Genomic DNA, 24,273 nt, shown 5'->3' on the forward strand with positions numbered 1-24,273 from the left:
TTGACCATGGAGACGGACTGCACGAAAGAGACCCTGCCCGCCGGGACCCGCCTGCTGCACATCGGCCCGCACAAGACCGGGACCACGGCCGTCCAGGGGGCGCTGTTCGCCGCGAAGGAGAGGCTGCCGGAGTACGGCGTCGCCTTCCCGGCGCACAGCCGCCACCCCATGGAGGCCGCCCTCGCCGCCTGTGCCCGGCCGGCGATGATGGGCGACACCGTGCCGACGGACCGGCACTGGACCCGGCTGCTGGAGCAGGTGCGGGCCACCGGGGCGAGGACCTCGGTGATCAGCAGCGAGTTCTTCGCCGACGCCCCCGACGACGGGACGATCAACCGGATCGTCCAGCAGCTCGGGGGCATGCAGGGGAGGGTGCACGTCCTGGTCACGCTGCGTCCGCTGGCGAGGATCATGCCCTCGCAGTGGCAGCAGTACGTGCAGAACGGGCTGCGTATGGGCTACGAGGACTGGCTGGAGCACATGCTCCGCAAGCCGCCGTACGAGAAGCCGAACCCCAGCTTCTGGCAGCGGCACCGGCACGACCGGCTCGTGGAGCGCTGGGCCCGGGTCGTCGGACCGGAACATGTCACCGTCGTCGTGGTGGACGACCGCGACCGCGACGGTTTGATGCGCACTTTCGAGACACTGCTCGGGTTGCCGGTAAATCTTCTTCAGCCGACCGCGGACACCGCTAACCGCTCTCTTACCTTGGCCGAGACCGAGATGCTGCGGAATCTCAATGTGGAATTCCGTGGCAATGGACTCCCCGCCGAGCTGTATTCCCGGCTTGTTCGCAACGGTGCGGTGCTGCATATGAAGAACTCGTGCAGCCCCACGCCCCGGGACGTGAAGATCTCGACTCCCGGCTGGGCGGCCGAGGCGGCCGGTGAGATCGGCGCGGAGATGGCCGAAACGATCGGTGCGCTCGGCGTACGCATCATCGGCGACCCCGCCCTGCTCTCGGCGGTGCCCCAACAGCCTTTGCCGGCCGCGCCGGAGCCGCGGATCTCCCTGGAAGCGGCGGCCCGGGCCCTGTACGGCGCGCTCGCCGCTGCCGCCTCGGCACCCCTCGCTGCGACCCCTGCCCGGACCGTGCACGAGACGTCGTCGAAGGAGCTGGTCAGGGTGCTCGGTCAGCGCTGTCTGAAGCGGCTCGGGCGACGCTGAACGGCACCTGAACGGAACCTGAACGAAAACCTGTGGACTTACTCACAGCAATTTCATGGGGGTTCAGGGCAACCTCCCCCAATCACCAGGAGTGCAAGGTGAATGACAGGTTGCGCGCACATATGCATGGGACGTCACTCACCTTGCACTGCGGTTACCCGAAGTGGGACCATTTCACGGTTCCCTGTCGCCGCAAGGTAGGTCAGCCTGTGTCCCAGCACATAGCCAAGCCCCGAACCACCGCAGTGATCCTGGCCGGTGGCACCGGTCAGCGGGTGGGTCTGTCGATCCCCAAGCAGCTGCTGAAGATCGCCGGCAAGGCAGTCATCGAGCACACCCTGACCACCTTCGAGAACGCCGAGTCGATCGACGACGTCATCGTGCTGATGGCGCCGGGCTATGTGCCGGACATCGAGAAGATCGTCGCCAAGGCCGGGTTCCAGAAGGTCAAGAAGATCATCGAAGGCGGCTCGACCCGCAACGAGACCACCGAGCGCGCCATCGAGGCCCTCGGCGAGGGCCTGGCCGAGGGCGAGGACCTCAACGTCCTCTTCCACGACGCCGTTCGCCCCCTGCTCTCGCAGCGCGTCATCGACGACTGCGTGAGCGCGCTGGAGCGCTTCCAGGCCGTCGACGTCGCCATCCCGTCCGCGGACACCATCATCGTCACGCGCACCCATGGTGAGGACGGCGAGTTCATCACCGAGATCCCGGACCGCTCCCGGCTGCGCCGCGGCCAGACGCCGCAGGCCTTCAAGCTGTCCACGATCAAGCGGGCCTACGAGGTCGCCGCCGGTGACCCCAACTTCCAGGCCACGGACGACTGCTCCGTCGTCCTCAAGTACCTGCCGGACGTGCCGATCCACGTCGTCGCGGGCGACGAGTACAACATGAAGGTGACGCAGCCGGTCGACGTCTTCATCGCCGACAAGCTGTTCCAGCTCGCCTCCACTGCCGCCCCCGAGCAGAACGGCGAGGAGGCCTACCGCGAACTCCTCACCGGCAAGACCGTCGTGATCTTCGGCGGCTCCTACGGCATCGGCAAGGACATCGCCGAACTCGCCGAGTCCTACGGCGCGAACGTCTACGCGCTGGGCCGCTCCACCACCGGCACCCACGTGGAGAACCCGGAGGAGGTCGACGACGCGCTGTCCAAGGCGTACGCGGAGACCGGCCGGATCGACTACGTCGTCAACACCGCGGGAGTGCTGCGCATCGGCAAGCTCGCCGAGACCGACAACGCCACCATCGAGGAGGCGCTGAAGGTCAACTACCTGGCCCCGGTGCAGATCGCCCGTTCGTCGTACAAGTACCTGGCCGAGACCAAGGGCCAGCTGCTGCTCTACACCTCCAGCAGCTACACCCGCGGCCGCGCCGAGTACAGCCTCTACTCCTCGACCAAGGCCGCCATGGTGAACCTCACCCAGGCGCTGTCCGACGAGTGGGCCGGCGACGGCATCCGCGTGAACTGCATCAACCCGGAGCGCACCGCCACCCCGATGCGCACCAAGGCCTTCGGCCAGGAGCCGGCGGGTTCGCTGCTCTCCTCCGAGGCCGTGGCTGGCACCTCCCTGGACGTGCTGCTGTCGGAGCTGACCGGTCACGTCATCGACGTCCGTCAGCAGGACCCGACGGCGGACGCCGCCAAGGCCTCCGGGTTCGAGCAGGCGCTGGCCTCCGTCCTGGACCGCCAGGACGGCATGTAATAATTGCGGCTAAATAGCTTTTATGAATTCAGGCCTCTGCGGCCGCCCATTCGCCGGGCATTCGCAGAGGCCTGAATCCGTACACCTCGCGAAAGCACCGCCACCTCCGGCAATACCGAACAAAACCGGCACTCTCCCTCCCAGAGCAGGTTTCTCTGTGATATCCACCGCTATTCGCGTCGCCCGGGTGGGCAGCGTGGCCGAGCTGGCCGCGGCGGCCCTCGTGATGCTGGGCTTCCCGGCGCTCATGCTGGCCGCGCTCGTCCCGAGCGTCTACGCCTTCGCGGCCGTTGCCGCCGTGACGTACCTGGCGGACCACTATCTGCACCGCAAGGGCAGCTACCTGATCAACCGCCTCAGCAAGGTCCGGGCCGGTCTGTCGATCCGGTTCCTGATCCGGCAGCTGCTGCTGATCCTGCTGCTGGCCCGGCTCTCGCACGCGGACGAACTGATCTTCTACGGCGCGGTCGCCTGCTTCATCGCCTTCTACGGCCTCCAGGCCCCGCACGGCGCGCTGGTCACCCTCATCCGCAACCGTCGCCGGATGCCGGTCGCCACCCGCAACGTGGACCTGAAGTCCCGCATCCGTATCCCGGACGCCCCGCCGCGCCGCCTGCTGCACCGCTCCGCGGAGAAGATGCTCCACCTCGACCTCTTCGCCGTCGTCGGCATCGTGGTCTCGGCGATCGTGGACTCGGCCGTCGCCGGCTTCGTCGGCATCGGCCTCACCGTGGGCCTCGGCTGCCTGTACGTCCTGGTGCTGGTGCCGTACGTGCGCGGCCGGAAGATCCCGCCGAAGGCCGACGTCGTCCTCGCCGCGGTCGACGAGTGGCTGGCCGGCTACAAGCCGGAGACGGTCCTGTACTTCTCCGGCTCCAAGGACTCCGCGTACCAGGTCAACATGTGGCTGGAGACGATGGAGCGGCTGGAGACCCGGCCGCTGATCATCCTGCGCGAGCGGGCCATCCTGAACAACCTGGCGCCCACCACGGTCCCCGTCATCTGCGTGCCCGGAGGGGTGCACCTGATGAACCTGGACCTGACGACCGTGCGCGTCGCCCTGTACGCGGCCAACGTCGGCAAGAACATCCACCTGCTGCGCGTGCCCACCATGAAGCACGTCTTCATCGGCCACGGCGACAGCGACAAGCTGGCCAGCGTCAACCCGTACAGCAAGGTGTACGACGAGGTCTGGACCGCCGGCCGGGCCGGCCGCGACCGCTACGCCATCGCCGACGTCGGTGTCCGCGACGACGACATCGTCGAGGTCGGCCGCCCGCAGCTGGCGCCCATCCAGACCTGGCAGGGCGTGCCCGGCACAACCGCCGACGGACGCTGCCCGACCGTTCTCTACGCCCCCACCTGGGAGGGCTGGGACGGCAACCCCGGCAACACCTCGATCGTGCTCGCCGGCGAGAACATCGTGAACAAGCTGGTGCAGGCCGACCCGCCGGTCCGCGTCCTGTACAAGCCGCACCCCTTCACCGGCACCGTCAGCAAGGAAGCCGGCGCCGCGCACCAGCGCATCACGGCCCTGGTGGAGAAGGCGGCTGCTGAGCGTGCCGTCGATCCGCGCTTCAGCGCCGACGCGGACGCCCAGGCCGAGGCGAAGGCGGACCTGGTCCGGATCGAGGCCCGGATCGCCGAACTGACCGGCAAGGGCGGTGAGAAGGGCGACGAGGCCGAGGCCACCCGCGACGGGGTCGTCGACGTCCAGCAGCACGAGGAGATCGCCCGGCTGCGCACCGAGTGGAACGACGTCTACTGGCGCTCCTTCCCCTCCTACGAGCACCGTGTCATCACGGGTGCCGAGCCTCGCCTTTACGACTGCTTCAACGTCTCGGACGCGATGGTCTCCGACATCTCCTCCGTGGTCTCCGACTTCATCGCGAGCGGCAAGCCGTACGCGGTGACGGACTCCGCCGAGCTGGGCGTGGAGGAGTTCAAGCGGCAGAACACGGCCGTGCGCGCGGCGACGATCCTCTCCAACAGCGCGGCCGAGCTGGGCGGCCTGCTGGAGGCCGTGCGCGACCCCTCCACCGACCCGCTGGCCGAGGACCGGAGCGAGCTGAAGCGGTACCTGCTGGGCCCCGACGAGCCGAAGTCCATCGACCAGTTCAACACCGCGGTCGCCGACCTGGCCCTCAAGGCCGAGGCCCGCAACGTCGGCCAGGAGTCCCGGCCGGTCGCCGGGAACGCCGACACCGCCGAGCTGACCAACGCGGTACCGGGTCAGCGCGGGGCGTCCGCCGGTGAGACGGACGGTGTGAGCGCGGGCTGACCCCCCCCGCTGCGCGGCCCCCGAGGAGCACCCCTCGGGGGCCGTTGCCGTGTCCGGCGGTCTTGCGCGGCTCTTAACCGCTGCTGAACCGCTCTTACTCCGGCTGCGTACTGTTTCGTACCGCCCGCCGTACTCCGTGTCTGTCCGTTTCCTGTGAGCGCGGCTCCGGTGTGACGTGCACCACTGATTACCCGCAGTGAGGCAACCGCTTCCCACGGGTGCCCGTCTATCAGGTTGCGAATGAGGCAATACGGGGGAAATGGTCCGTTGACCAGCGGGAAGCAGCAAGGGGGAAACGTGACCGTCGTGACGCAGCCTGATGTCACCGTGATCATCGGGGCGTACGAGGCGATGCCGTACCTGGTCGAGTGCCTGGCATCCGTCGAGGCGCAGACCATCGACCCGGCGCGTATGGAGGTCATCGCGGTCGACGACGGCTCGACGGACGGCACCGGGGAGTGCCTGGAGGAGTTCGCCGACCGCGCCCCCATGCAGGTCACCGTCATCCGCCAGGACAACTCCGGCGGCCCCAGCGGACCGCGCAACGTCGGCCTCGGCAAGGCGGCCGGACGCTACGTCTTCTTCCTGGACGCCGACGACCGGCTCGGGCCCGAGGCCCTGGAGCGCATGGTCGCCATGGCCGACAAGAACGGCACCGACGTGGTGCTCGGCAAGGTCGAGGGCATCAACCGCATCCCGCCGAAGTCCATGTGGGGCAAGACCCTCGACCGGACCGACGTCTTCTCGTCCAACATCAAGTTCACGCTCAGCGCGCAGAAGCTGTTCCGCCGGGCGCTGCTGGAGAAGCACGGCATGCGCTTCGACGAGTCCCTGTGGACCGGCGAGGACGCGCTGTTCACCATGGAGGCCTATCTGCGGGCCGACGGCGTCTCGGTGGTCGCCGACTACCCCTGCTACTACCTGGTCGGCCGTGAGGACGGCAAGCACGTCACGAAGACGGGCAGTTACACGCTCCGCTTCGACTCCGCGCGCGCCCTGATGAAGCTGATCGCCGACATGGTCCCGCCGGGCGCCAAGCGCGACACCCTGATGATCCGGCCGTTCCTCATCACCCTGCTGCCGCAGTTCGGGCCCAAGTTCCTGACGGACGGCGAGGACGTCCGCCGGCACAAGTTCGAGCTGGCCAAGCCGCTGATGGACGCCTACTGGACGCCCGAGGTGGCCCGTCGGCTCAAGGTGCACGAGCGGCTGCGGCTGCACCTCGTGGCCCTGCAGCGGCCCGAACTGCTCCTGGACGTCGTGAAGTTCGTCAAGGCGAAGAAGCAGGCCGCCGCGATCCTGGAGAAGCGCGGCACCCGCGTCTACCTCGTCTACCCGCACTTCCGGTCCAAGGAGGCCGGCATCCCCGACCAGGTCTACCTCGCCGAACCCCGCGAGGCCCGGGCCTTCGAGGGCTACCGGGAGGCCGCCGCCAACTCCTTCCTGCGCCGGGCGCTCAGGAAGATCCGGCGGATGCTGCCGAGCGGAGGATTCGGAGCGGCGGCGGCCTGAGGGCCCCCGCCGGCCGTCACTGCCTGCCGGACTGCAGCGCCCGGCGCAACGGTCGGCCCACCACGCGGCGGGCGCGTCGGTAGACGGATGCGGTGGGCGCGGGCACGCCGTCCTTGGTCTTCCTCGCCCGCGCCAGTTCCCGGCGCAACTGGGTGTTGTCCTGCGTCAGTTCGCTGACCCGGGTGTGCAGCCAGCCGAACCGGCTGCTGAGCGAGGCGAGGTCGGTGTCGTTCCAGGGGCGCACACCCGGCGGGAACGACAGCGAGTCCATCTTCTTCTCGAAGGCCGCACCGCCGTCGCCGTGGGTGAAGGTGTTCTGCAGCCCGTTCCTGTCCAGGAAGCCGACGAACCGCTCGAAGCGCTCCCGGTGGTTGCCGACCAGCCCGCCGAAGTCGGCCTGCTCGTACAGCCGCGCCGGGTCGGCCGCCTCCGGGTCCTTGACGACCTTGTCCAGCCGCTGGTGCGGGATCTCGAAGTACCGGCACAGCTCCAGCGTGCGCGAGTCGCCGCACAGCACGGTCGCGGGCGTCCCCGCGAGCAGCGCCGCGATGTTGCCGTGGATGCGCGAGCCGAAGGAGAAGTCGAAGGGGCGCAGCTCGTCGATCCAGGTGACCGGGTCGACGTAGACCCGCACCTTGTCCTCCCGGTACATCGGGTGGTCCGGGTGCGTCGGCATCGCGGTCACCACGGCGTTCGGGTCGCTGAGGTCCCGCCAGTGCAACTGCCGCGCGTCGCTGAGGTTCTGGCCGATGAAGCGCAGGTTCGGGTACCGGTCGTGGGCGCGGGTGATGACCGGGCCGAGGCCCTGCTTCTTCACCGCGCTGTGCGAACCGTTGACCGCGATTCGCGACTCGGCGGTGAGTCCGGGCACCCGCTTGCGTACGTCGAGTTCGCTGCCGTACAGGAACAGCGACGGGCAGCCGATGACCTCCACGTCCCTGAAGCCCATGTCCCGCAGGTACTGCTCGGTGAACTCGCCCCGCACCCCGATCGAGGCGCTGCGCTCCAGCACCGCGGCGCAGAACTCGCGCACCGTCGGCTCGATGCTCTTCAGCCGCGCCGGGTCGTAACTCACCCCGGTCTGCGCGCCGACGCCGAGCACCACGACCGGGATCCGCAGGCGGGTGATGAGCCGGGTCAGGCGCTTCAGCGCGGTCTCGAAGGACGGTCGGAAGGCGTTGGCGAGCGGCACGACGAAGGCGTCGTACTCCGCGTTGATGCGCGCGGCCGCGGCCACCTCGGTCCGTCCGCCGTTCGAGACGACCTCGGTTCCCGGGACCTCGAGGATCTTGTGCGCCGCGTCCTGGAAGATCAGGTTGCCCGCGTTGGTGGCGATGACGTCCTGGTGGAGAGCCTCCTCCACGGTGAAGACGTCGTAGGGGCTCTTGCCCGAGCGGAGGAGTATGCGCTTCGAATGGCGAACGTTAGGTGACACGGAGGTCAAATTATGTTTGTCAGAGATTTAATTTCTATAGGCAACCAGTACAACCTTTTTACCGTATGCAAGCAGTGAGCAAACGGTTACGCCGCGCCTGTCCGGAGGCTGGACCGGTGCGCAGCGCACGGCCCCCTTCGCGTAGATTGCCGCACAGGCAGCCGGAACCGGGCGAGGGGACAGCAGGCAAGGTGGCAAGGGCAAGGCAGGCCGTGGGTGAGGCCCGCAGGATCGTCGTCAAGGTGGGCTCCTCGTCGCTGACCACCGCCGCGGGCGGCCTGGACGCCGACCGCGTCGACGCACTGGTCGACGTCCTCGCCAAGATCCGCAGCGGGGGAGAGAAGGAGATCGTGCTGGTCTCCTCGGGTGCCATCGCGGCGGGCCTCGCTCCGCTGGGCCTGCGCCGCCGCCCCAAGGACCTGGCCCGTCAGCAGGCCGCCGCCAGCGTCGGCCAGGGGCTGCTCGTCGCCCGCTACACCGCCTCCTTCGCCCGCTACGGCGTGCGCGTCGGGCAGGTCCTGCTCACCAGCGACGACATGAGCCGCCGTGCCCACCACCGCAACGCCTCCCGCACCCTGGACAAGCTGCTGGCCATGGGCGCCTTCCCCATCGTCAACGAGAACGACACCGTCGCCACCGACGAGATCCGCTTCGGCGACAACGACCGCCTCGCCGCCCTCGTCGCCCACCTCGTCCACGCCGACCTGCTGGTGCTCCTCTCCGACATCGACGGCGTCTACGACGGTGACCCCAGCAAGCCGGGCACGTCGCGGATAGCGGAGGTGCGGGGGCCCGCCGATCTCGAGGGGATCGAGATCGGCAGCGCGGGCAAGGCCGGCATCGGCACCGGCGGCATGGTCACCAAGGTCGAGGCCGCCCGGATCGCCGCCGCCGCGGGCATCCCGGTGGTGCTCACCAGCGCCGTCCATGCCGCGGAGGCGCTGAGCGGCGGTGACACCGGGACCTACTTCCACCCCACCGGCAGGCGCTCCGCCGACCGGCTGCTGTGGCTCCAGCACGCCTCCACCCCGCAGGGCTCCCTCACCCTGGACGACGGCGCCGTCCGCGCGGTCGTGGAGCGGCGCAAGTCGCTGCTGCCCGCCGGAATCGCCGCCGTGGAGGGCGAGTTCAGCGCCGGCGATCCCGTCGAGCTGCGCGACGGCACCGGCCGCGCGGTGGCCCGCGGGCTCGTCAACTTCGACGCCAAGGAGATCCCCCAGCTGATCGGGCGTTCGACCCGGGAGCTGGCGCGCGAGCTGGGCCCGGCGTACGAACGCGAGGTCGTACACAGGGACGACCTGGTGCTCCTGCACCCGTAAAACGGGGCGTAACGACGGCCCCCGGTGGGGGACGTTCCGTAAAACCGCCCCGCGGAGCCGTAGGGCCTGCTCAACTTTGTCTCAGGAACACGTTCCCGAGCGCTGCGTGAAGGAGGCTGTCGTGAGACGAGTGCGCCCTGGGGCGGCGTCGCGTGGTGCTCTGACGAGCGTCGCGGCCGGGGACACCTACGAGGAGCCCAGGGACCTGCCCCGCCTGTGGCACGTCACCCTCAGCGTCTCCGGGCAGGAGGTCCCCCTCAAGGATCTGCGGCGCGCCCTGGAACAGCTGGCCCATGACCACCCCTTCCTGCTGACCAGCAGATACGCGAACGACCACGCGGAGATCCGCTACTGGGAAGAGGCCCGCGACCTGCACGACGCCGCCGCCGTGGCCCTGCGCCTGTGGGGCGAGCACCGCCAGACCTCCGGACTCCCCGCCTGGGAGATCGTCGGCCTGGAGGTCATCGACCGGGAGACCTACCACCAGCGCATCGCCGAGGGCTACGGCCCGCCGCCCGCGACCCCGGTAGGGATTCATCCCTTCTGACCCTGTATCGGCGTTTCCGCACGCTTGATCCCGTCTCGGGGTGTGGAACGAGCGATGAACGGCCCCGTTCGGCGCACTACCCTTCCCTCATGACCACGCTCTCGCCTTACGACTCCATGTCCCCGGTCACCCAGGCCGCCTACCGGGCCAAGGCCGCCGCCGCCGACCTCGCGCCGCTCCCGCGCGCCGTGAAGGACGACGCGCTGCTCGCCATCGCCGACGCCCTGGAGGTCCGGACCAGCGAGATCGTCGAGGCCAACGCCAAGGACGTGGCCAAGGCCCGGGAGAACGGCACCAGCGAGGCCATCGTCGACCGGCTCACCCTCACCCCCGAGCGGGTCCGTGCCATCGCATCCGACGTCCGCGACGTCGCGAAGCTGCCCGACCCGGTCGGCGAGGTCGTCCGCGGCTCCACCCTCCCCAACGGCATCGACCTGCGCCAGGTCCGCGTCCCGCTCGGCGTGGTCGGCATCATCTACGAGGCCCGCCCGAACGTCACCGTCGACGCCGCCGCCCTCTGCCTGAAGTCCGGCAACGCCGTCCTGCTGCGCGGCTCGGCCTCCGCCTACGAGTCCAACAGCGCTCTCGTCCGGGTGATCCGGGACGCCGTCGGCGGCGCCGGGCTGCCCGCCGACGCCGTCCAGCTGGTGCCCGGCGAGAGCCGCGACTCCGTGCGCGAGCTGATGCGCGCCCGGGGCCTCGTCGACGTGCTCATCCCGCGCGGCGGCGCCTCCCTGATCCAGACCGTGGTCAACGAGTCCACCGTCCCCGTCATCGAGACCGGCACCGGCAACTGCCACGTCTACGTCGACGCCCGGGCCGACATCGACATGGCGATCGAGATCCTCATCAACTCCAAGGCCCAGCGGGTCAGCGTCTGCAACGCCGCCGAGACCCTCCTGGTCCACCAGGACATCGCCCCCGAGTTCCTGCCGCGCGCCCTCGACGCCCTCGCCGAGGCCGGCGTCACCGTCCACGCCGACGAGCGCGTCATGGCCTACGCCAAGGACTCCAAGGCCACCGTGGTCGAGGCCACCCCGGAGGACTGGGAGACCGAGTACCTCTCGTACGACATCGCCGCCGCCGTCGTCGACTCGCTGGACAAGGCCGTCGAGCACATCCGGCTGTGGACCTCCGGCCACACCGAGGCGATCGTCACCACCTCCCAGCAGGCCGCCCGCCGATTCACCCAGCTGGTCGACTCCACCACCGTCGCCGTGAACACCTCCACCCGGTTCACCGACGGCGGCCAGTTCGGCTTCGGCGCCGAGATCGGCATCTCCACCCAGAAGCTGCACGCCCGTGGCCCGATGGGCCTGCCGGAGCTGACCAGCACGAAGTACATCGTCACCGGCGACGGTCACGTGCGCCGCTGACGGCCCTGGCGAAAAGGTGTCTCAGCAGGCGGATGAATTTCCATACCGTCTGCCCAAATTGACCCCCCAGGTCTACTCTGGATCCGTGCCGGAGGACGTGGGGGGCACGCCGTTCCCTGACGGCTGGGAGCCCGACGACGACCACGACCGCGGGGTGTCGGACGAAGAGTTCGCCTCCGTGGTCTTCGACGAGGCCTTCGTGCAGGCGGCCGTGGTGCACGAGCCGACCGCCGTGGAACGCCTCCTGGCCGCCGCGCAGGCGAGAGCCGAGGCCTCCGAGGCAGAAGCCCGCCGTGCCCGCGCCAGAGGCGAGCGCTACGACGACGGGTACGGCCCCGAAGGGACCGATTTCGGTCATGATCGGGACGACGGCGAACTGGACGACGCCTACGCCCTCGGCGACGGCCGCGGCGTCTTCGGGACCCACGGCAAGCAGGTCCGCTGGCACCGCCCCGTCGCCTGGGTGCTCGCCCTCGTGATGGGCATCGGTATGGTCGCTCTGGCCTTCGCCGCCGTCTACCGGGGCGCCTCCTCGAACACCCGCGACCGGGTGCCGTCCCCCGCCGCGACCGGCCTTGAGCAGGGCGCGGCCTCGCCCCCCTCGGCTTCCGCCGACTCCAACCCGCCGGCCGTCTCGGCTTTCCCGCGGACCCCCTGAACGCCCGTACGGGCACCTGTTGAGAACCTGTCAGAAGTTGTCGCGTAGCGGGGCGTTTACCCGAGGCCCACGAGACCTACTCTGAAAGTATGGGCGGGCCTGGAGACCCACCTGAGGGGACACCCGAGGGCGGCCCCGGAGGTGGAGAGGACGAGTACCGATCCGTCGTGTTCGACGAGTCGTTCGTCCGCGCTGCCCGCCTCCAGGAGTACTCCGCACAGGAGCGCATGGGCGACCACGCGCCCGCCGTGCGCCGCCGCCCGACCCTGCGCCGGGGACTGACCCGGCAGCTCCTGATCCTCGCCCTGCTGCTCGCGGTCGCCTTCGGTACCGCGATCTACATGGGCGTCCGTCACCCGTACGGCTCCCCGCAGGCCCGGCGCTCCGCCGAGGCCCTGCGGATGACCGTCATCCCGCTCGCGCCCCAGGGCAAGGTGCCCGGCGCCGCCGACGCCGAGCTGCTCTACGCGCACAGCCCCGCCGCCCAGTTCGAGGTCGGCGCCGCCGGGATCCCGCTGCCGGCCACCCGCAGCACCCCGCACTTCTCCGACAGCCAGGTCACGGCTGCCCTGAGCATCGCCAGGACCTACCTGGTCCGTTCCTCCCTCGACCCCGACGTGCTCACCGGCCGCCAGTTCCGCCCGGCCCGGGCCCTCCTCGACTCCGAGCAGCTCGACCAGTTCGACCAGAGCTTCGACCACCCCGCGGCGGACGGCCGCCACGCCTCCACCGGCTGGCTGGTCCGCCTCGACCCCTCCCGCGCGCAACTGGCCGACGACCGGATCCGCGTCCAGGGCACCCTGCAGGCCGACGAGGCCGACGCGGCCACGCTGGAGGTCAGCGCCGACACGATCTTCGTCTACGCCCTGCGCCGTACCGGCGCCGCCGACGACGCGCCCGTGTCGCTGTTCACGGTCCGCCGTGAGACGACCTTCCACTTCGACCGTGACGACCTGCGCGTGGGCCAGCTCCAGCTGGTCACCTCCTACACCCAGGCCGGCCCCATGTCCTGCGCGGAGGACACGACCTCCTACCTCCACCCCCTGCTGGCCGGGGAGACCGCGAGGACGGGCGGGCCGGCCGGGACCGACCCTTATGCGACGGACAGCGCCACCGCGCTGTGCGGGACGCTGGCCGCTGGGGCTCAGCCGACGGGGTGAGGGTGCGTTGCCGGGTGCGCATGCGTGGGGGTTGCTCGCGCCACGCGGCGGAGCCGCAGCACATCGATACAGCCCCGCGTCCCCGGGGAGTTGCGGTTACTCCTCGTCCTTCGGTGATGAGTCATTCGACGAGGCGTCCTTCGGCGGCGCGTCCTTCGACGGAGCCGGGCTCTTGAAACCGTCGAAGCCCCGGCGGACTCGGCCGCCCAGGTCGCCGGCGCCGCCCGCGAGGTCTGCGACGAGCTTCATCAGCGGGTCCTTGGAGGTCTTCACGTCGTCCGCGTAGCTCGCGGCGGACTCGCGGAAGGAGTCGCTGACCGAGGTGTCCTTGTCCTCGGAGCGCCGCGGGTAGTGGCCGTCCATGATCCGCTGGTAGTCCCGGGACTCGGCCCACTTCTTCAGCTCGGCCGCCCGGATGGTGGCGAAGGGGTGCGAGCGGGGGAGCACGTTGAGGATCTTCAGCACGGAGTCGCGCAGATCGCCGCCGGCCTCGTACTCCTCCGCCTGCTCCAGGAACGCGTCCACGTTCATCTCGTGCAGGTGGTTGCCGCCCGCCATCTTCATCAGGCCGCGCATGGAGGCCTTCGGGTCCTGCCCCACCAGCAGCCCGGCACGGTCCGCGGACAGCTCCGACTTGCGGAACCACTCCCGCAGCGCCGTGACGATCGCCATGATCGCGAAGTTGCCCAGCGGTATCCAGGCGACCTTCAGCGCCAGGGTGGTGAGGAACAGCAGGATCGTGCGGTACACCGCGTGCCCGGACAGGGCGTGGCCCACCTCGTGCCCGACGACCGAGCGCATCTCCTCCTCGTCGAGCAGCTCGACCAGCCCCGTGGTGACCACGATGATCGGCTCGTCCAGGCCGATGCACATCGCGTTCGGCTGCGGGTCCTGGTTGACGTACATCGGCGGGACCTTCTCCAGGTCCAGGATGTAACAGGCGTCCAGCAGCATGTCGTGCAGATGCTTGAACTGCCGCTCGGAGACGCGCACCGAGTCGGACAGGAACAGCAGCCGCAGGCTCCGCTCCGGAAGCAGCCCGCTGAGCGCCTTGAACACCGTGTCGAAACCGCTCAGCTTGCGCAGCGCCACCAGGGCCGACCGGTCGGCCGGGTGCTCGTACGCGCGCGAGGAGATCCCGGGGAAGCGCCTGCGCTGCCTGCTCGGCACGCGCTCGTGCCCCGTCTGCTCGCGGCCGTCGTCGGACATGTCTTCCCCCATGTGCGTATGAGTGCCTCACTGTGCCCCCGAGGCAGGAGCCAGCCTAGGCGGAGATACCGTGGACGGGCAGTACAGCCGAAGGAGTCCACGTCATGGTGCACCACCCCGCAGCCGCCTGGCTGACCGAGGCCGCCAGCAGTGCCGTCCAACAGCATGGTTCGGGGAATCTGCTCCGGGTCGTCCTGATCGTGATGATCCTTGGCTGTGTACTGACCGCGTGGTTCCTGCTGCGCGGCTACAAGCGGAAGGACGACTGACCGCCCGCGGAAGTTCCCTCGCCGACGGTCGAGCCGCGCCCGTGCCCGCACCAACGGCGGAGTCGGGGTGATCGCCGCCGGGCCGCCCGCTTACGATGAGCCGACGTCTTTATCCCGCCCACACGCGATAGGTCCTGCCGAAGATGAGCTTCCACAGCACCGCAGCCCAGTTGGTCACCCTCGCCGCCGGGGGCGAGGAGCACGGCGGCAACCACGACAGCCTGAACCCCGCCATCACCGGCGGCAGCGCCCTCGTCATCCTGCTCCTGCTCCTGTGGATCACCACTCGCTTCAACCGGGACCGCTGACCCGGGACCCCGTCCCCCGCCGGGGCCCTCGGGTGGGGCCGGTAGGGTCTGCACGCATGGGAGAGCAGGACATGCCTACCGGCCCGGCGCACGAGACGGCCGCACCCGCGGCCGCCGACGCCACCCAGCACGCCGAAACGGCGGCAGGCACGGTGAAGACCCCGGCGTACGGCCCGGGCAGCGGCCCCGCCCACTCGGGCAAGCGCCGCCTCGGCGTCATGGGCGGAACGTTCGACCCGATCCACCACGGACACCTGGTGGCGGCCAGCGAGGTCGCGGCGCAGTTCCAGCTGGACGAGGTGGTGTTCGTGCCCACCGGCCAGCCGTGGCAGAAGTCCCACCGCAAGGTCTCCCCGGCCGAGGACCGCTACCTGATGACGGTCATCGCGACCGCGGAGAACCCGCAGTTCTCCGTCAGCCGCATCGACATCGACCGCGGCGGCCCCACCTACACCGTGGACACCCTGCGCGACCTGCGGGCCCTCAACCCCGACACGGACCTCTTCTTCATCACCGGCGCCGACGCCCTCGCCCAGCTGCTGACCTGGCGCGACTCGGAGGAGCTGTTCTCCCTGGCGCACTTCATCGGCGTCACCCGGCCCGGTCACCACCTGACCGACCCCGGCCTGCCGGAGGGCGGTGTCACACTCGTCGAGGTACCCGCGCTCGCCATCTCCTCGACGGGCTGTCGTGCGAGAGTCGCCAAGGGCGAGCCCATCTGGTACATGGTGCCGGACGGAGTCGTGCGCTACATCGACAAGCGCGAGCTGTACCGCGGCGAGTGAGCCGAGAGGGGCACCGGTGAACGACCGATACGACGCGGGGTACGGAGACGGCCAGTACGAACTCGTCGGCTACGACGAGTACGGCCGGCCGGTGTACCAGCAGGTCCCGGCACAGCCGTCTCCGCAGCAGCCCTACGACCCGTACGCCCAGCAGGGCTACGGCTACGACCCGTACGCCACCGGACAGCAGCCGGCCCAGCCCTACGACACCGGCAGCCGGCGCCCCGCCCCGTCCTACGACGCGTACGACACCGGCCACCAGACGCCCGCCTCCTCCTACGACACCCACGGCGGCAGCGGCACGGCGAACGCGTACGACCCGTACGGCCAGACCGCGACCAGCGGGCAGTACCCGCGCGTCGCCGAGCAGACCGCCTACATCCCGCAGCAGGCCGGCCCGGCCGGGGAGCCGGAGCCCCAGGCCGACCCCGAACGCGAGTACCACACCGGGCAGTTCGCCTTCGTCGAGGAGCCGAGCGACGACTCCGAAGACGTCATCGACTGGCTGAAGTTCACCGAGAATCGCACCGAGCGCCGCGAGGAGGCCCGCCGCCGCGCCCGCAGCCGGATCGTCGCCCTGCTCGTCGTCCTCGCCCTCGTCGCCGTCGGCGGTGTCGGCTACCTCTGGTACGCCGGAAAGCTGCCCGGCCTGTCCTCCTCCGGCTCCAAGTCGGGCACGGCGACGCCGACGGCCGCCCAGAAGCGTGACGTGATCGTCGTCCACCTGCACAACACCGGCAAGGGCGGCACCTCCACGGCGCTGCTGGTCGACAACACCACCACCGAGCAGGGCACGACCGTCCTGCTGCCCAACTCCCTCACGCTCACCGGCGACGACGGCAGCACCACGACCCTCGCCAAGTCGGTCGACGACGACGGCGCCTCCGGCACCCGCGACCAGCTCGACACCGTCCTCGGCACGAACATCCAGGGCACCTGGCGCCTGGACACCCCGTACCTGCAGAACCTCGTCGACCTGGTCGGCAACATCGACATCGACACCAACACCGACGTACCCGACCCGGACGCCAAGAAGAAGGGCACCTCGCCGCTGGTCCACAAGGGCAAGGCCCAGACCCTCAGCGGCAAGGCGGCCGTCGCCTACGCCACCTACCGCGCCTCCGGCGAGGCCCAGAACGCCCAGCTGGAGCGGTTCGGGCAGGTCATGCAGGGCGTGCTGCGCAAGATCTCCTCGGATGCGCAGGGTGCCACGGTCACCGTGCAGACCCTCGCGCAGATCCTCGACCCGCCGCTGACCGACAAGGACCTCGGCGCCTTCCTGGCCAAGCTCGCCGACCTCGCCAAGGGCGGCGACTACAGGACGGCCCTGCTGCCCGTGCAGTCCGACGGCACGCTGACCGCCCGGACCAGCGACAGCGTGGTGAAGGACATCCTCGGCGGCACCGCCAAGAGCCCCGACGCGGGCTCCGCGGTCCGGGTCTCCGTCCAGAACGCCACCGGTGTGAAGGACGACACCGAGAAGGCCCGCGTGGTCCTGCTCAACGGCGGCTTCACCTTCCTGGAGGGCGGCACCGCGTCCGCCGCCCAGGGCACCTCGAAGGTGCTCTACGCCGATGCTGCCGACAAGGCGAACGCCGCCGAGGTCGCCAAGACCCTCGGCCTGCCCGCCGGCTCCGTGACCAAGGGCACCGTCTCCTCCGGCGCCGACGTCTCGGTCGTCCTGGGCAGCGACTACCGGCCCGCCTCCTCCTGACAGCGGCAGGGGCACCCCGTGTGATCCGTTAATCACATGGGGTGCGCCCGGCGGTCCGTGAGACCCTTGATGTCAAGTGACCCCTTGACGGAAAGCCATGTAGTGACCGCCACTGATCGTTCCCTTGAGCTCATCAACACCGCTGCCCAGGCGGCGGCCGACAAGCTCGCCCACGACGTCATCGCCTACGACGTCAGCGACGTACTGTCGATCACAGACGCCTTTCTGCTGGCCTCCGCGCCGAACGACCGCCAGGTCAGGGCGATCGTCGACGAGATCGAGGAGCGCCTGCTGAAGGAACTCGGCGCCAAGCCGGTACGCCGCGAGGGCGACCGCGAGTCCCGCTGGATCCTGCTCGACTACGTCGACATCGTCGTCCACGTCCAGCACAGCGAGGAGCGCGTCTTCTACGCCCTGGAGCGGCTGTGGAAGGACTGCCCCGAGCTCGAGCTGCCCGCCGACGCCAAGGCCACCCGCGGCAAGGCCGAGGAGCACGCCAAGCTGCAGGCCGCCGAGGTCGCCGACGAGCCGGGCGGGGACTGGTGATGACCGCCACCGGCGAGGTGAGCGACCGCAGGGACCGGGGTCGCCGCATCATCCTGTGGCGGCACGGCCAGACCTCGTGGAACGTGGAGCGCCGCTTCCAGGGCACCACGGACGTCGAGCTGACCGAGACCGGCCTCGGCCAGGCCCGCCGGGCCGCCCGGCTGCTGGCCTCCCTGGGCCCCGACGTGATCGTCTCCTCGGACCTGCAGCGGGCCGCGAAGACGGCCGCCGAGCTGGCCGCCCTCACCGGCCTCGACATCGTCCGCGAGGAGGGCCTGCGGGAGACCTACGCGGGCGTCTGGCAGGGCCTGACGCACGAGGAGATCATCGCCCGCTACGGCGAGCAGTACGCCGCCTGGAAGCGCGGCGAGGCGGTGCGTCGCGGCGGCGGTGAACTGGAGACCGAGGTCGCCGACCGCGCCGCCCCCGTCGTGCTGCGCCACGCCGAGAAGCTGCCCGAGGACGGCACCCTCGTGGTGGTCAGCCACGGCGGCACGATCCGCACCACCATCGGCCGGCTCCTCGGCCTGGAGGCCCAGTACTGGGAGAGCCTCGGCGGTCTGTCCAACTGCTGCTGGTCCGTGCTCGGCGAAGGCGCCCGCGGCTGGCGGCTGCTGGAGCACAACGCGGGCACCCTCCCGGAGCCCGTCCTCGGCGACGACGACTGACCTCTGACCCCGGATTTCACTTTCTGGCAGGTCACAGGCTAGAGTTCTTCTTGTTCGCCCCGCCGAGCGGGAAGAACACCAGGGGCTATAGCTCAGTTGGTAGAGCGCCTGCATGGCATGCAGGAGGTCAGGAGTTCAATTCTCCTTAGCTCCACTGATCGACACTCAGTCGAGTTGTCAAAGATCGGTGAAGAGGATCCCGTCCCCTCAGGGGGGCGGGATTTTCTGTGTTCATCCTTGAGTCGGTCGGGGCCCTGCGGGCGTATAGCTCGGCGGAGACGTTCTCGGTGTGCCCATGGGCGCGGCACGGAACGGCCGGAGTGGGGGCCGTGTCCGGACTGGTACTGAGGCGTCGCTGACCGTATTGGTCCGGCCGTGGCAGAATCAAACGGCCGGAAGGGGGCGCGGCCCGACGGGAGGAGTAGCGATGCCTGCGAGCATCCTTGAGGAGGGCGGCCACCTCCTCGGTGCGGCGTTGATACGGGACACGGCAACCCGGCTCAGCTGCCCTTCCTGCGGTTCCGCGCGTGTCGCCCAGGTTCTCGGGGACAACGGCGGAATCTCCTACGTGTGCACGGCCTGCGGCCACAGCTGGAGCTGATCGATGGGTGCACACAGGCGAAAGTGCGACTGGTGCGGCAGTGGTACGCCGATCGTCCGTGACATGGAACCGGTCAATCCCGACTACCAGTACTGGTGCGAGGAATGCGCGCGGGCGCTGATCATAAAAGGCGACCCGATCGAGACCTACCGCGAGCTGGAGGGCGAGCCGATCTACGGCCGGCTGCTCGAGGAGCACTGCACGCTCAAGAGGTTCTACTCCTTCGTGACCGCTTGACGCGCTGCTGACCGCGGCCGGGGGCTCGGCAACGATGTCCGGGCCAGCGCGAGGAACAGTGCGGCGGATCCTCCGTAGAGGGCCGACAGCGTCAACTGGGTGCCCGTCTCATGCAGTTCGGGCCGTCCGGGGCCGTGCGGCACCCACCACGGGGCGTACGAGCAGAAGACCAGCGCCGTCCCCAGGGCGGCGGCCCGGTGTCCGCGCGTCCACAGCAGCAGCACCACGGGCACGCACCACACCCAGTGGTGCGTCCACGACACCGGACTGATCAGCAGTGCCGTGACCGCACAGGCGCACGCCGCCCAGGGCCGCATCCCCCGCAGCTCCGCCGTCACCGCCACCGCGAGCCCCAGGGCGGCCGTCACGGCCGCGACGGCGACCCAGAGGGCTCCCGGGTCGGGCGTGTGCAGCAGACGGGCCAGAACGCCGCGCAGGGCCTGGTTGGCGGTGGCCTCGACGTGCCCGGCCCGGTCCGCGCGGAACACCGTGTCCGTCCAGAACCGCCACGAGTCGTACGGCAGAGCGGCCGCCGCGAGCAGTGTCGCCCCGGCGAACGTGGCGGCGGCCCCGCGTGCGTGCCGCAGCCAGGGCCCGCCCTGCCCGCCCCCGAGGCGGGCCACGACACCCGTGGCGAGCAGGAACGCCGGGAACAGCGCGGGGGTCAGCTTGACCGCTGCGGCGAGCCCGAGCCCCGCCCCGGCCAGACGGCCGTACCCGCCGGCGGGACGACGGGTCAGATCCCACAGCACCAGGGCGGCCAGCAGCAGGTTGACCTGGCCGTAGCGCAGCGTCGTCCACACCGGCTCGCACCAGACGGCCGCCGCCGCGACCCACCAGGCGCTCTCCGCGCGCGCGTGGCCGACGAGTTTCAGCGACAGCCGTACGAACACCACGAGCAGGGCGAGATTCCCCGCCGTCGCCAACACCCGCAGCGTCAGGGGGTCCGGCAGGGTCAGCGCGGTGAACAGCAGGGCCGCGAACGGCGGGTAGGTGGAGGGCAGGTGTGCGGCGGTCGCCCGCAGCGCGTACAGGTCGCCTCCCGCGCGGACGGCGGCCCCCTCGGCCCGGTACACCATCAGGTCGACCATCGTCACGTGCGCGGCCCGCTGTGCCAGCCAGAACGCCGTGAACGACACCAGGCACGCAACCACGGCCACCGGCACCCGGCGCCGGGCTCCGGCGAACGCGATCAGGGTCACGAAAGCAGACATTAGCCCCCGTATAAGGGCAGAGCGGAAACCGATTTGGTGCTGCCCCCCAGGGACCGTGTAATGTTGGCGTCGCCGCCGGGGAAACCGGGCGGAACACCGCAAGGGGCTATAGCTCAGTTGGTAGAGCGCCTGCATGGCATGCAGGAGGTCAGGAGTTCAATTCTCCTTAGCTCCACAGAAGTCGAGGGCGGACCATCCGAACGGATGGTCCGCCCTCGGCGTGTTCCACGCTGTTTCCCGGGCGTCCCGGGCGTCCCGGGCGTCCTGGGTTTTCCGGGCGGCCCGGGTTTTCCGGGTTCTCCGGGGTGGGCAGACCGGAGGCGGTCACCCGGCTCGGGTGACCGCCTCCGGCTTCGCTCAGCGTCCGAGGGCGCGGCGGCCGCGGCCCTGGGACAGGACGGGCAGGTTGCGGGAGGGCGCCTGCCCGCGCGTGTCCTCCTCGATGCGCAGCGCCAGTGCCGGGCAGCGGCGCACCGCGCGCAGTGCCTTCGCCTCCGCGTAGCGCGGCACCTGTGCCTGCGCCACGGTCGGGAAACCGTCCGCGCCCAGTTCGAAGACCTCCGGGAGGATGTCGGCGCACAGGCCGTGGCCCCGGCACAGTGTCCAGTCGACGTAGATCTTCTGGCGGCTGGAGCCGCTCTCCTCGGGCTCTCCGCCGCCCGCGATGCCCGCAGGGGCCCTGCCTCCCTCGAAGAGCGGCAGAACGCCCTCCACGGGCCGTCCGCAGCCGTTTCCGAGGACGTGCGCGGCCAGGTCGTCGGTGAATGCCTTGATGGTCGACTCCAGGAACATCGCGGAGCCGTCGGGGTGCGAACACGCCCCGCGCCGCTTCACGTTCTTCGCGACCTGCTTCAGCGCCTCAAGGGCGGCGGGGCCGCCGCCGTTGAGGATGTCCTCCATACCGCGCGCGGCGGCGGGCAGCCCGAGATAACAGGGGCCGCACTGGCCGGCGCTCTCCTCGGCCAGCCACTGGGCCACGCGCAGGGACTCGCCCAGCGGGCAGGTCTCCTGAGTGATCGGCAGGATCGCGCCCGCGCCCAGCGCGCCGCCCACCGCATCCAGGGAGTTGCGGGAGACGATCGCCTCGTTGACCGTGGCCGCGTCGATCCACTTGCCGTGGTAGCCGCCGGTCAGCACGCCCTGCGGCACCGGCGGGGCGCCGGCCAGCTGCAGGACGTAGCGCAGCGGCACGCCCGTGGGGACCTCCAGCACCATCGGTCGGGCGACCGCGCCGGAGACCGTCAGCATGACGGTGCCCGGCTCGTCGTACAGACCGGTGTTGCCGTAGCGCTCGGGGCCGATGCGGGCGGCGATGGCCAGTTGCGCGAACGTCTCCGCGTTCGACAGCAGGGTGGGCGCCCCGCCGACGCCGGACTGCGAGGCGCTGATCTTGCGGCCGGGCGGGATCGCCGGGCCGCCGTCGACCGAGCGGATCAGCGACGCGGCGGCGCCGGTGACCATACGCACGGGGTTGCGCTGCACCCACGCGCGCAGTGCCGATCTGCGGCTGTTGCTCAGGCCGCGCTCGGCGAGCGCGGCCTCCATGGAGCGCTGGGTGGACTCCCGGGTGACGCCGATCACGAGTGTGCGGGCACCGAGCGCCTCGGCGCACAGCAGGGCGCCGTCCAGGATGAGGTGCGGGGCACGGTTGATGAGCACCGTGTCCTTGCGGCAGGCCGGTTCGTCCTCACTGCCGTTGACGACGACGACCGGCCGCACCCCCCGCTTGATGGCGGACTCGGCGACCGAGCGCAGCTTCTTGTGGAAGGGGAAGCCCGCGCCGCCGCGGCCCTTGAGGTTGATGGCCTCGGCGAGTTGGGCGAGCTTCTCACCGCTCAGCGGGTCGAGCGGCCCGTGCACCTTCAGGTGCATGGGCAGGTCGAGCCGCTCCACAAGGTCGAAGCCCGACGTGAGCTGCGGAAGTCCGACCACGCGGACTTCGGGTACGTCGGGCAGGGCCTCGTTCACCTATAGCCTCCGGAAGGCGTGTTCCAAGGTTCGCCCGAACCCGGCGTCTCGTACGAGGTGCCGGGGTTTGGTTCTGTGGCGGGACCGCTGTTGAACGTGTCACCCGAGTTGTACGTGCCGTAGAGGTTGTTCGTCTCACCGGTGTCGTACATGTCACTCCCGCTGTATCCACCGGTGCCCGTATTGCCATAGACCGGGATGGTGTATCCCGTGTCCTGGAGCGGGTCGTACGCCGACGGCGGGGCCTCGCCGACCGGCGGCGGGGACGGGATCGGCCAGCTGCCCGAGGTGCTGGACGGGCCGTCCACGCGCGGCATCGCCTCCGTGGCCTGCAGATCCAGCGGCAGGTCCATGCGTGTGGTCTGGCCGGTGGCGAACGGCTGCTGCTGGGAGCCCGGAGTGGACACCGCGCGGTAGGCCGCCGCGAAGCCGGACGCGGGCTCGGATGCCGGGCTCGCGGGGGTCTGGTACAGCGGCGAGGCGGCGGGGGCCGGCCTCTCGGCCGGCGCGGCCTTCGGCTCGCGTCGGCCCTCGAAGCCCTGCAGGCCGGACTCGGCGACCCGGGAACGGCTCGCCTCCAGGCCCTCGAGGCCCTGCCGCTCCTCGCTGCCGATGAGCGCGACGATCCGGTCGGCGACCTTGCGCTTGAACGGGCGCGGCGCGGCCCGCAGCGCGAGCGCCGCCATGATGCCGACCAGGCACAACTCGTACGAGATCATGAAGAACGGCTTCGCTGCGCGCCCCGCGAACAGGCCGTGGATCAGCGCCGCGCACAGGGCCGGGTAGGCCAGCATGTGCATGGCGCGCCAGCGCGCCGCCACCGGGGCCGGGGAGGCGAACTGGTTGCGCAGCGCGCCGGTGACGCCCACGAAGATCATGAGCAGGGCGGCCAGCGAGCCGAGGCCGATCAGCCCCCCGCTGCCGGCGACGCCGAGGCTGAAGGGGATCAGCGCTGCGATCAGGACGGTGTGTCCCAGGGCCAGCTTGATCGTGATGTGCACCAGGAGGAACGCGATCGAGGCCACCGCGAGCACCCGGTGGATGGCTTGGGCGACGATCCGCTGACGGGTGTTGAGGATGAGCCGGTCCTGCGTGACCAGACCCCAGATCACCGAACTGGTGAGGCTGACGAGCGACAGGACGCCGGCACCGAAGTTCAGGAAGTCCTGGAGCCAGCCGCTTCCGTACACCACAACCACGGGTATGAGCAGCAGGACGACAGCAGTCGCCACCCCATAGGCCGACCGGCCCGGCTTGGGGAGTGAGCTGTTACTACGACGAGGGTTCATGGGGGCAACTCCGAGCAGTTTCGGGAAGGCGGTCCCGCTGCCGAACTCTAGGTGGCGCCATACCGATCAGTACGAGGTTTGAGTTATTGCGTTGTTATCAAAGGACAATGCGACCGTGTCGATGCCCTTTAGTGGGTGTTACGCGAAGTAATCCTTGACCTTCGTTCAGTTCTGGTCGGGTTCGTGGCATGTCCACATGGCATACGGACGTTCGTCGCCGCTTGCTCAAGGGCTGCGGTACCCTAGCGCCATGCGTGCCGTACGCCTTCTGCTTAGCGGGCCGCGCTGATCAGTACCGACCCCC

Annotated in this window: 22 protein-coding genes and 2 tRNA genes; 19 read left to right on the forward strand and 5 right to left on the reverse strand. The window is 70.1% G+C overall.

Translation table 11 applies throughout. The features are described 5' to 3' along the window. Positions 1-6 precede the first annotated feature (6 nt). From ACIF83_RS02610 to ACIF83_RS02625, 4 genes are all read left to right on the forward strand, one after another. Complete coding sequence (locus tag ACIF83_RS02610) at positions 7-1,167, forward strand: hypothetical protein (protein WP_399722935.1); 1,161 nt, start codon at positions 7-9, stop codon at positions 1,165-1,167. Positions 1,168-1,376: 209 nt separating this feature from the next. Continuing rightward, positions 1,377-2,873, forward strand: a complete 1,497-nt coding sequence (locus ACIF83_RS02615; protein ID WP_398137444.1) for a D-ribitol-5-phosphate cytidylyltransferase — start codon at positions 1,377-1,379, stop codon at positions 2,871-2,873. Between the two features lie 187 nt (positions 2,874-3,060). Next, complete coding sequence (locus ACIF83_RS02620) at positions 3,061-5,154, forward strand: hypothetical protein (RefSeq protein ID WP_399723153.1); 2,094 nt, start codon at positions 3,061-3,063, stop codon at positions 5,152-5,154. 306 nt (positions 5,155-5,460) lie between these two features. Further along, positions 5,461-6,666 (forward strand): glycosyltransferase family 2 protein, encoded by a 1,206-nt coding sequence (locus ACIF83_RS02625; protein WP_393465083.1) that lies wholly within the window; start codon positions 5,461-5,463, stop codon positions 6,664-6,666. Between the two features lie 16 nt (positions 6,667-6,682). Here the strand turns inward: ACIF83_RS02625 and ACIF83_RS02630 are convergent, their stop codons facing one another. Further along, the gene (locus ACIF83_RS02630; RefSeq protein ID WP_393465085.1) at positions 6,683-8,101 is read right to left on the reverse strand and encodes a polysaccharide pyruvyl transferase family protein; all 1,419 of its coding nucleotides are present in this window, start codon (positions 8,099-8,101) and stop codon (positions 6,683-6,685) included. Positions 8,102-8,313: 212 nt separating this feature from the next. Here ACIF83_RS02630 and proB point away from each other — a divergent pair, with 212 nt between their 5' ends. The 5 genes from proB to ACIF83_RS02655 all read left to right on the forward strand — a co-directional run bounded on the left by proB (position 8,314) and on the right by ACIF83_RS02655 (position 13,161). Next, positions 8,314-9,420: a glutamate 5-kinase gene (proB, locus tag ACIF83_RS02635; protein WP_393466930.1), complete on the forward strand. Its 1,107-nt coding sequence runs from the start codon at positions 8,314-8,316 to the stop codon at positions 9,418-9,420. Between the two features lie 121 nt (positions 9,421-9,541). Next, positions 9,542-9,967: a hypothetical protein gene (locus ACIF83_RS02640; protein ID WP_399722938.1), complete on the forward strand. Its 426-nt coding sequence runs from the start codon at positions 9,542-9,544 to the stop codon at positions 9,965-9,967. Between the two features lie 89 nt (positions 9,968-10,056). Then, positions 10,057-11,343 carry a glutamate-5-semialdehyde dehydrogenase gene (locus ACIF83_RS02645; protein ID WP_393465088.1) on the forward strand — a complete coding sequence of 429 codons (1,287 nt, stop codon included), beginning with the start codon at positions 10,057-10,059 and terminating at the stop codon, positions 11,341-11,343. Between the two features lie 85 nt (positions 11,344-11,428). Beyond that, positions 11,429-12,001: a hypothetical protein gene (locus ACIF83_RS02650; RefSeq protein WP_398137442.1), complete on the forward strand. Its 573-nt coding sequence runs from the start codon at positions 11,429-11,431 to the stop codon at positions 11,999-12,001. A gap of 89 nt (positions 12,002-12,090) precedes the next feature. Then, a complete protein-coding gene (locus tag ACIF83_RS02655) occupies positions 12,091-13,161 on the forward strand; it encodes a hypothetical protein (protein ID WP_399722940.1) in 1,071 nt (356 codons plus the stop codon). A gap of 96 nt (positions 13,162-13,257) precedes the next feature. On the opposite strand, the gene ACIF83_RS02660 is transcribed toward ACIF83_RS02655, so the two are convergent. Then, a complete protein-coding gene (locus ACIF83_RS02660; protein WP_398137440.1) occupies positions 13,258-14,370 on the reverse strand; it encodes a M48 family metallopeptidase in 1,113 nt (370 codons plus the stop codon). 104 nt (positions 14,371-14,474) lie between these two features. Between ACIF83_RS02660 and ACIF83_RS02665 the strand changes: the two genes are divergently transcribed. The 9 genes from ACIF83_RS02665 (at position 14,475) to ACIF83_RS02705 (ending at position 19,498) form a co-directional block, all read left to right on the forward strand. Beyond that, the gene (locus ACIF83_RS02665) at positions 14,475-14,639 is read left to right on the forward strand and encodes a hypothetical protein (RefSeq protein WP_399722943.1); all 165 of its coding nucleotides are present in this window, start codon (positions 14,475-14,477) and stop codon (positions 14,637-14,639) included. Positions 14,640-14,782: 143 nt separating this feature from the next. Then, the gene (locus tag ACIF83_RS02670) at positions 14,783-14,947 is read left to right on the forward strand and encodes a hypothetical protein (protein ID WP_399722945.1); all 165 of its coding nucleotides are present in this window, start codon (positions 14,783-14,785) and stop codon (positions 14,945-14,947) included. A gap of 56 nt (positions 14,948-15,003) precedes the next feature. Continuing rightward, positions 15,004-15,732: a nicotinate-nucleotide adenylyltransferase gene (nadD, locus tag ACIF83_RS02675; RefSeq protein WP_399722947.1), complete on the forward strand. Its 729-nt coding sequence runs from the start codon at positions 15,004-15,006 to the stop codon at positions 15,730-15,732. 16 nt (positions 15,733-15,748) lie between these two features. Then, on the forward strand, positions 15,749-17,446 hold the full coding sequence (locus ACIF83_RS02680) for a LytR C-terminal domain-containing protein (RefSeq protein WP_399722949.1): 1,698 nt from the start codon (positions 15,749-15,751) through the stop codon (positions 17,444-17,446). A gap of 102 nt (positions 17,447-17,548) precedes the next feature. Next, the gene (gene rsfS, locus ACIF83_RS02685; protein ID WP_393465108.1) at positions 17,549-17,992 is read left to right on the forward strand and encodes a ribosome silencing factor; all 444 of its coding nucleotides are present in this window, start codon (positions 17,549-17,551) and stop codon (positions 17,990-17,992) included. Then, positions 17,992-18,660 (forward strand): histidine phosphatase family protein, encoded by a 669-nt coding sequence (locus ACIF83_RS02690; protein WP_399722951.1) that lies wholly within the window; start codon positions 17,992-17,994, stop codon positions 18,658-18,660. Before rsfS ends, ACIF83_RS02690 begins: the two co-directional genes overlap by 1 nt. Before the next feature lie 81 nt (positions 18,661-18,741). Continuing rightward, positions 18,742-18,814 (forward strand) — tRNA-Ala (locus ACIF83_RS02695). Between the two features lie 273 nt (positions 18,815-19,087). Then, positions 19,088-19,261, forward strand: coding sequence for a hypothetical protein (locus ACIF83_RS02700; RefSeq protein ID WP_386571858.1), 174 nt, complete (start codon positions 19,088-19,090; stop codon positions 19,259-19,261). 3 nt (positions 19,262-19,264) lie between these two features. After that, positions 19,265-19,498 (forward strand): hypothetical protein, encoded by a 234-nt coding sequence (locus ACIF83_RS02705; protein WP_003976229.1) that lies wholly within the window; start codon positions 19,265-19,267, stop codon positions 19,496-19,498. Here ACIF83_RS02705 and ACIF83_RS02710 read toward each other — a convergent pair. Then, positions 19,477-20,712, reverse strand: coding sequence for a glycosyltransferase 87 family protein (locus ACIF83_RS02710; RefSeq protein WP_399722954.1), 1,236 nt, complete (start codon positions 20,710-20,712; stop codon positions 19,477-19,479). The two genes, ACIF83_RS02705 and ACIF83_RS02710, sit on opposite strands and share 22 nt — an antisense overlap. A 102-nt stretch (positions 20,713-20,814) precedes the next feature. Between ACIF83_RS02710 and ACIF83_RS02715 the strand changes: the two genes are divergently transcribed. Then, positions 20,815-20,887 (forward strand) — tRNA-Ala (locus tag ACIF83_RS02715). Positions 20,888-21,069: 182 nt separating this feature from the next. Here ACIF83_RS02715 and ACIF83_RS02720 read toward each other — a convergent pair. Both ACIF83_RS02720 and ACIF83_RS02725 read right to left on the reverse strand, forming a co-directional pair. Beyond that, positions 21,070-22,680, reverse strand: a complete 1,611-nt coding sequence (locus tag ACIF83_RS02720) for an NADH-ubiquinone oxidoreductase-F iron-sulfur binding region domain-containing protein (protein WP_393465118.1) — start codon at positions 22,678-22,680, stop codon at positions 21,070-21,072. After that, entirely contained in the window at positions 22,677-23,912 is a 1,236-nt protein-coding gene (locus ACIF83_RS02725; RefSeq protein ID WP_399722956.1) for a cytochrome b/b6 domain-containing protein, read from the reverse strand. Before ACIF83_RS02725 ends, ACIF83_RS02720 begins: the two co-directional genes overlap by 4 nt. Between the last annotated feature and the right edge of the window lie 361 nt (positions 23,913-24,273).

It is taken from the genome of Streptomyces sp. NPDC085866 (assembly GCF_044541035.1).
Classification (GTDB): Bacteria; Actinomycetota; Actinomycetes; order Streptomycetales; family Streptomycetaceae; genus Streptomyces.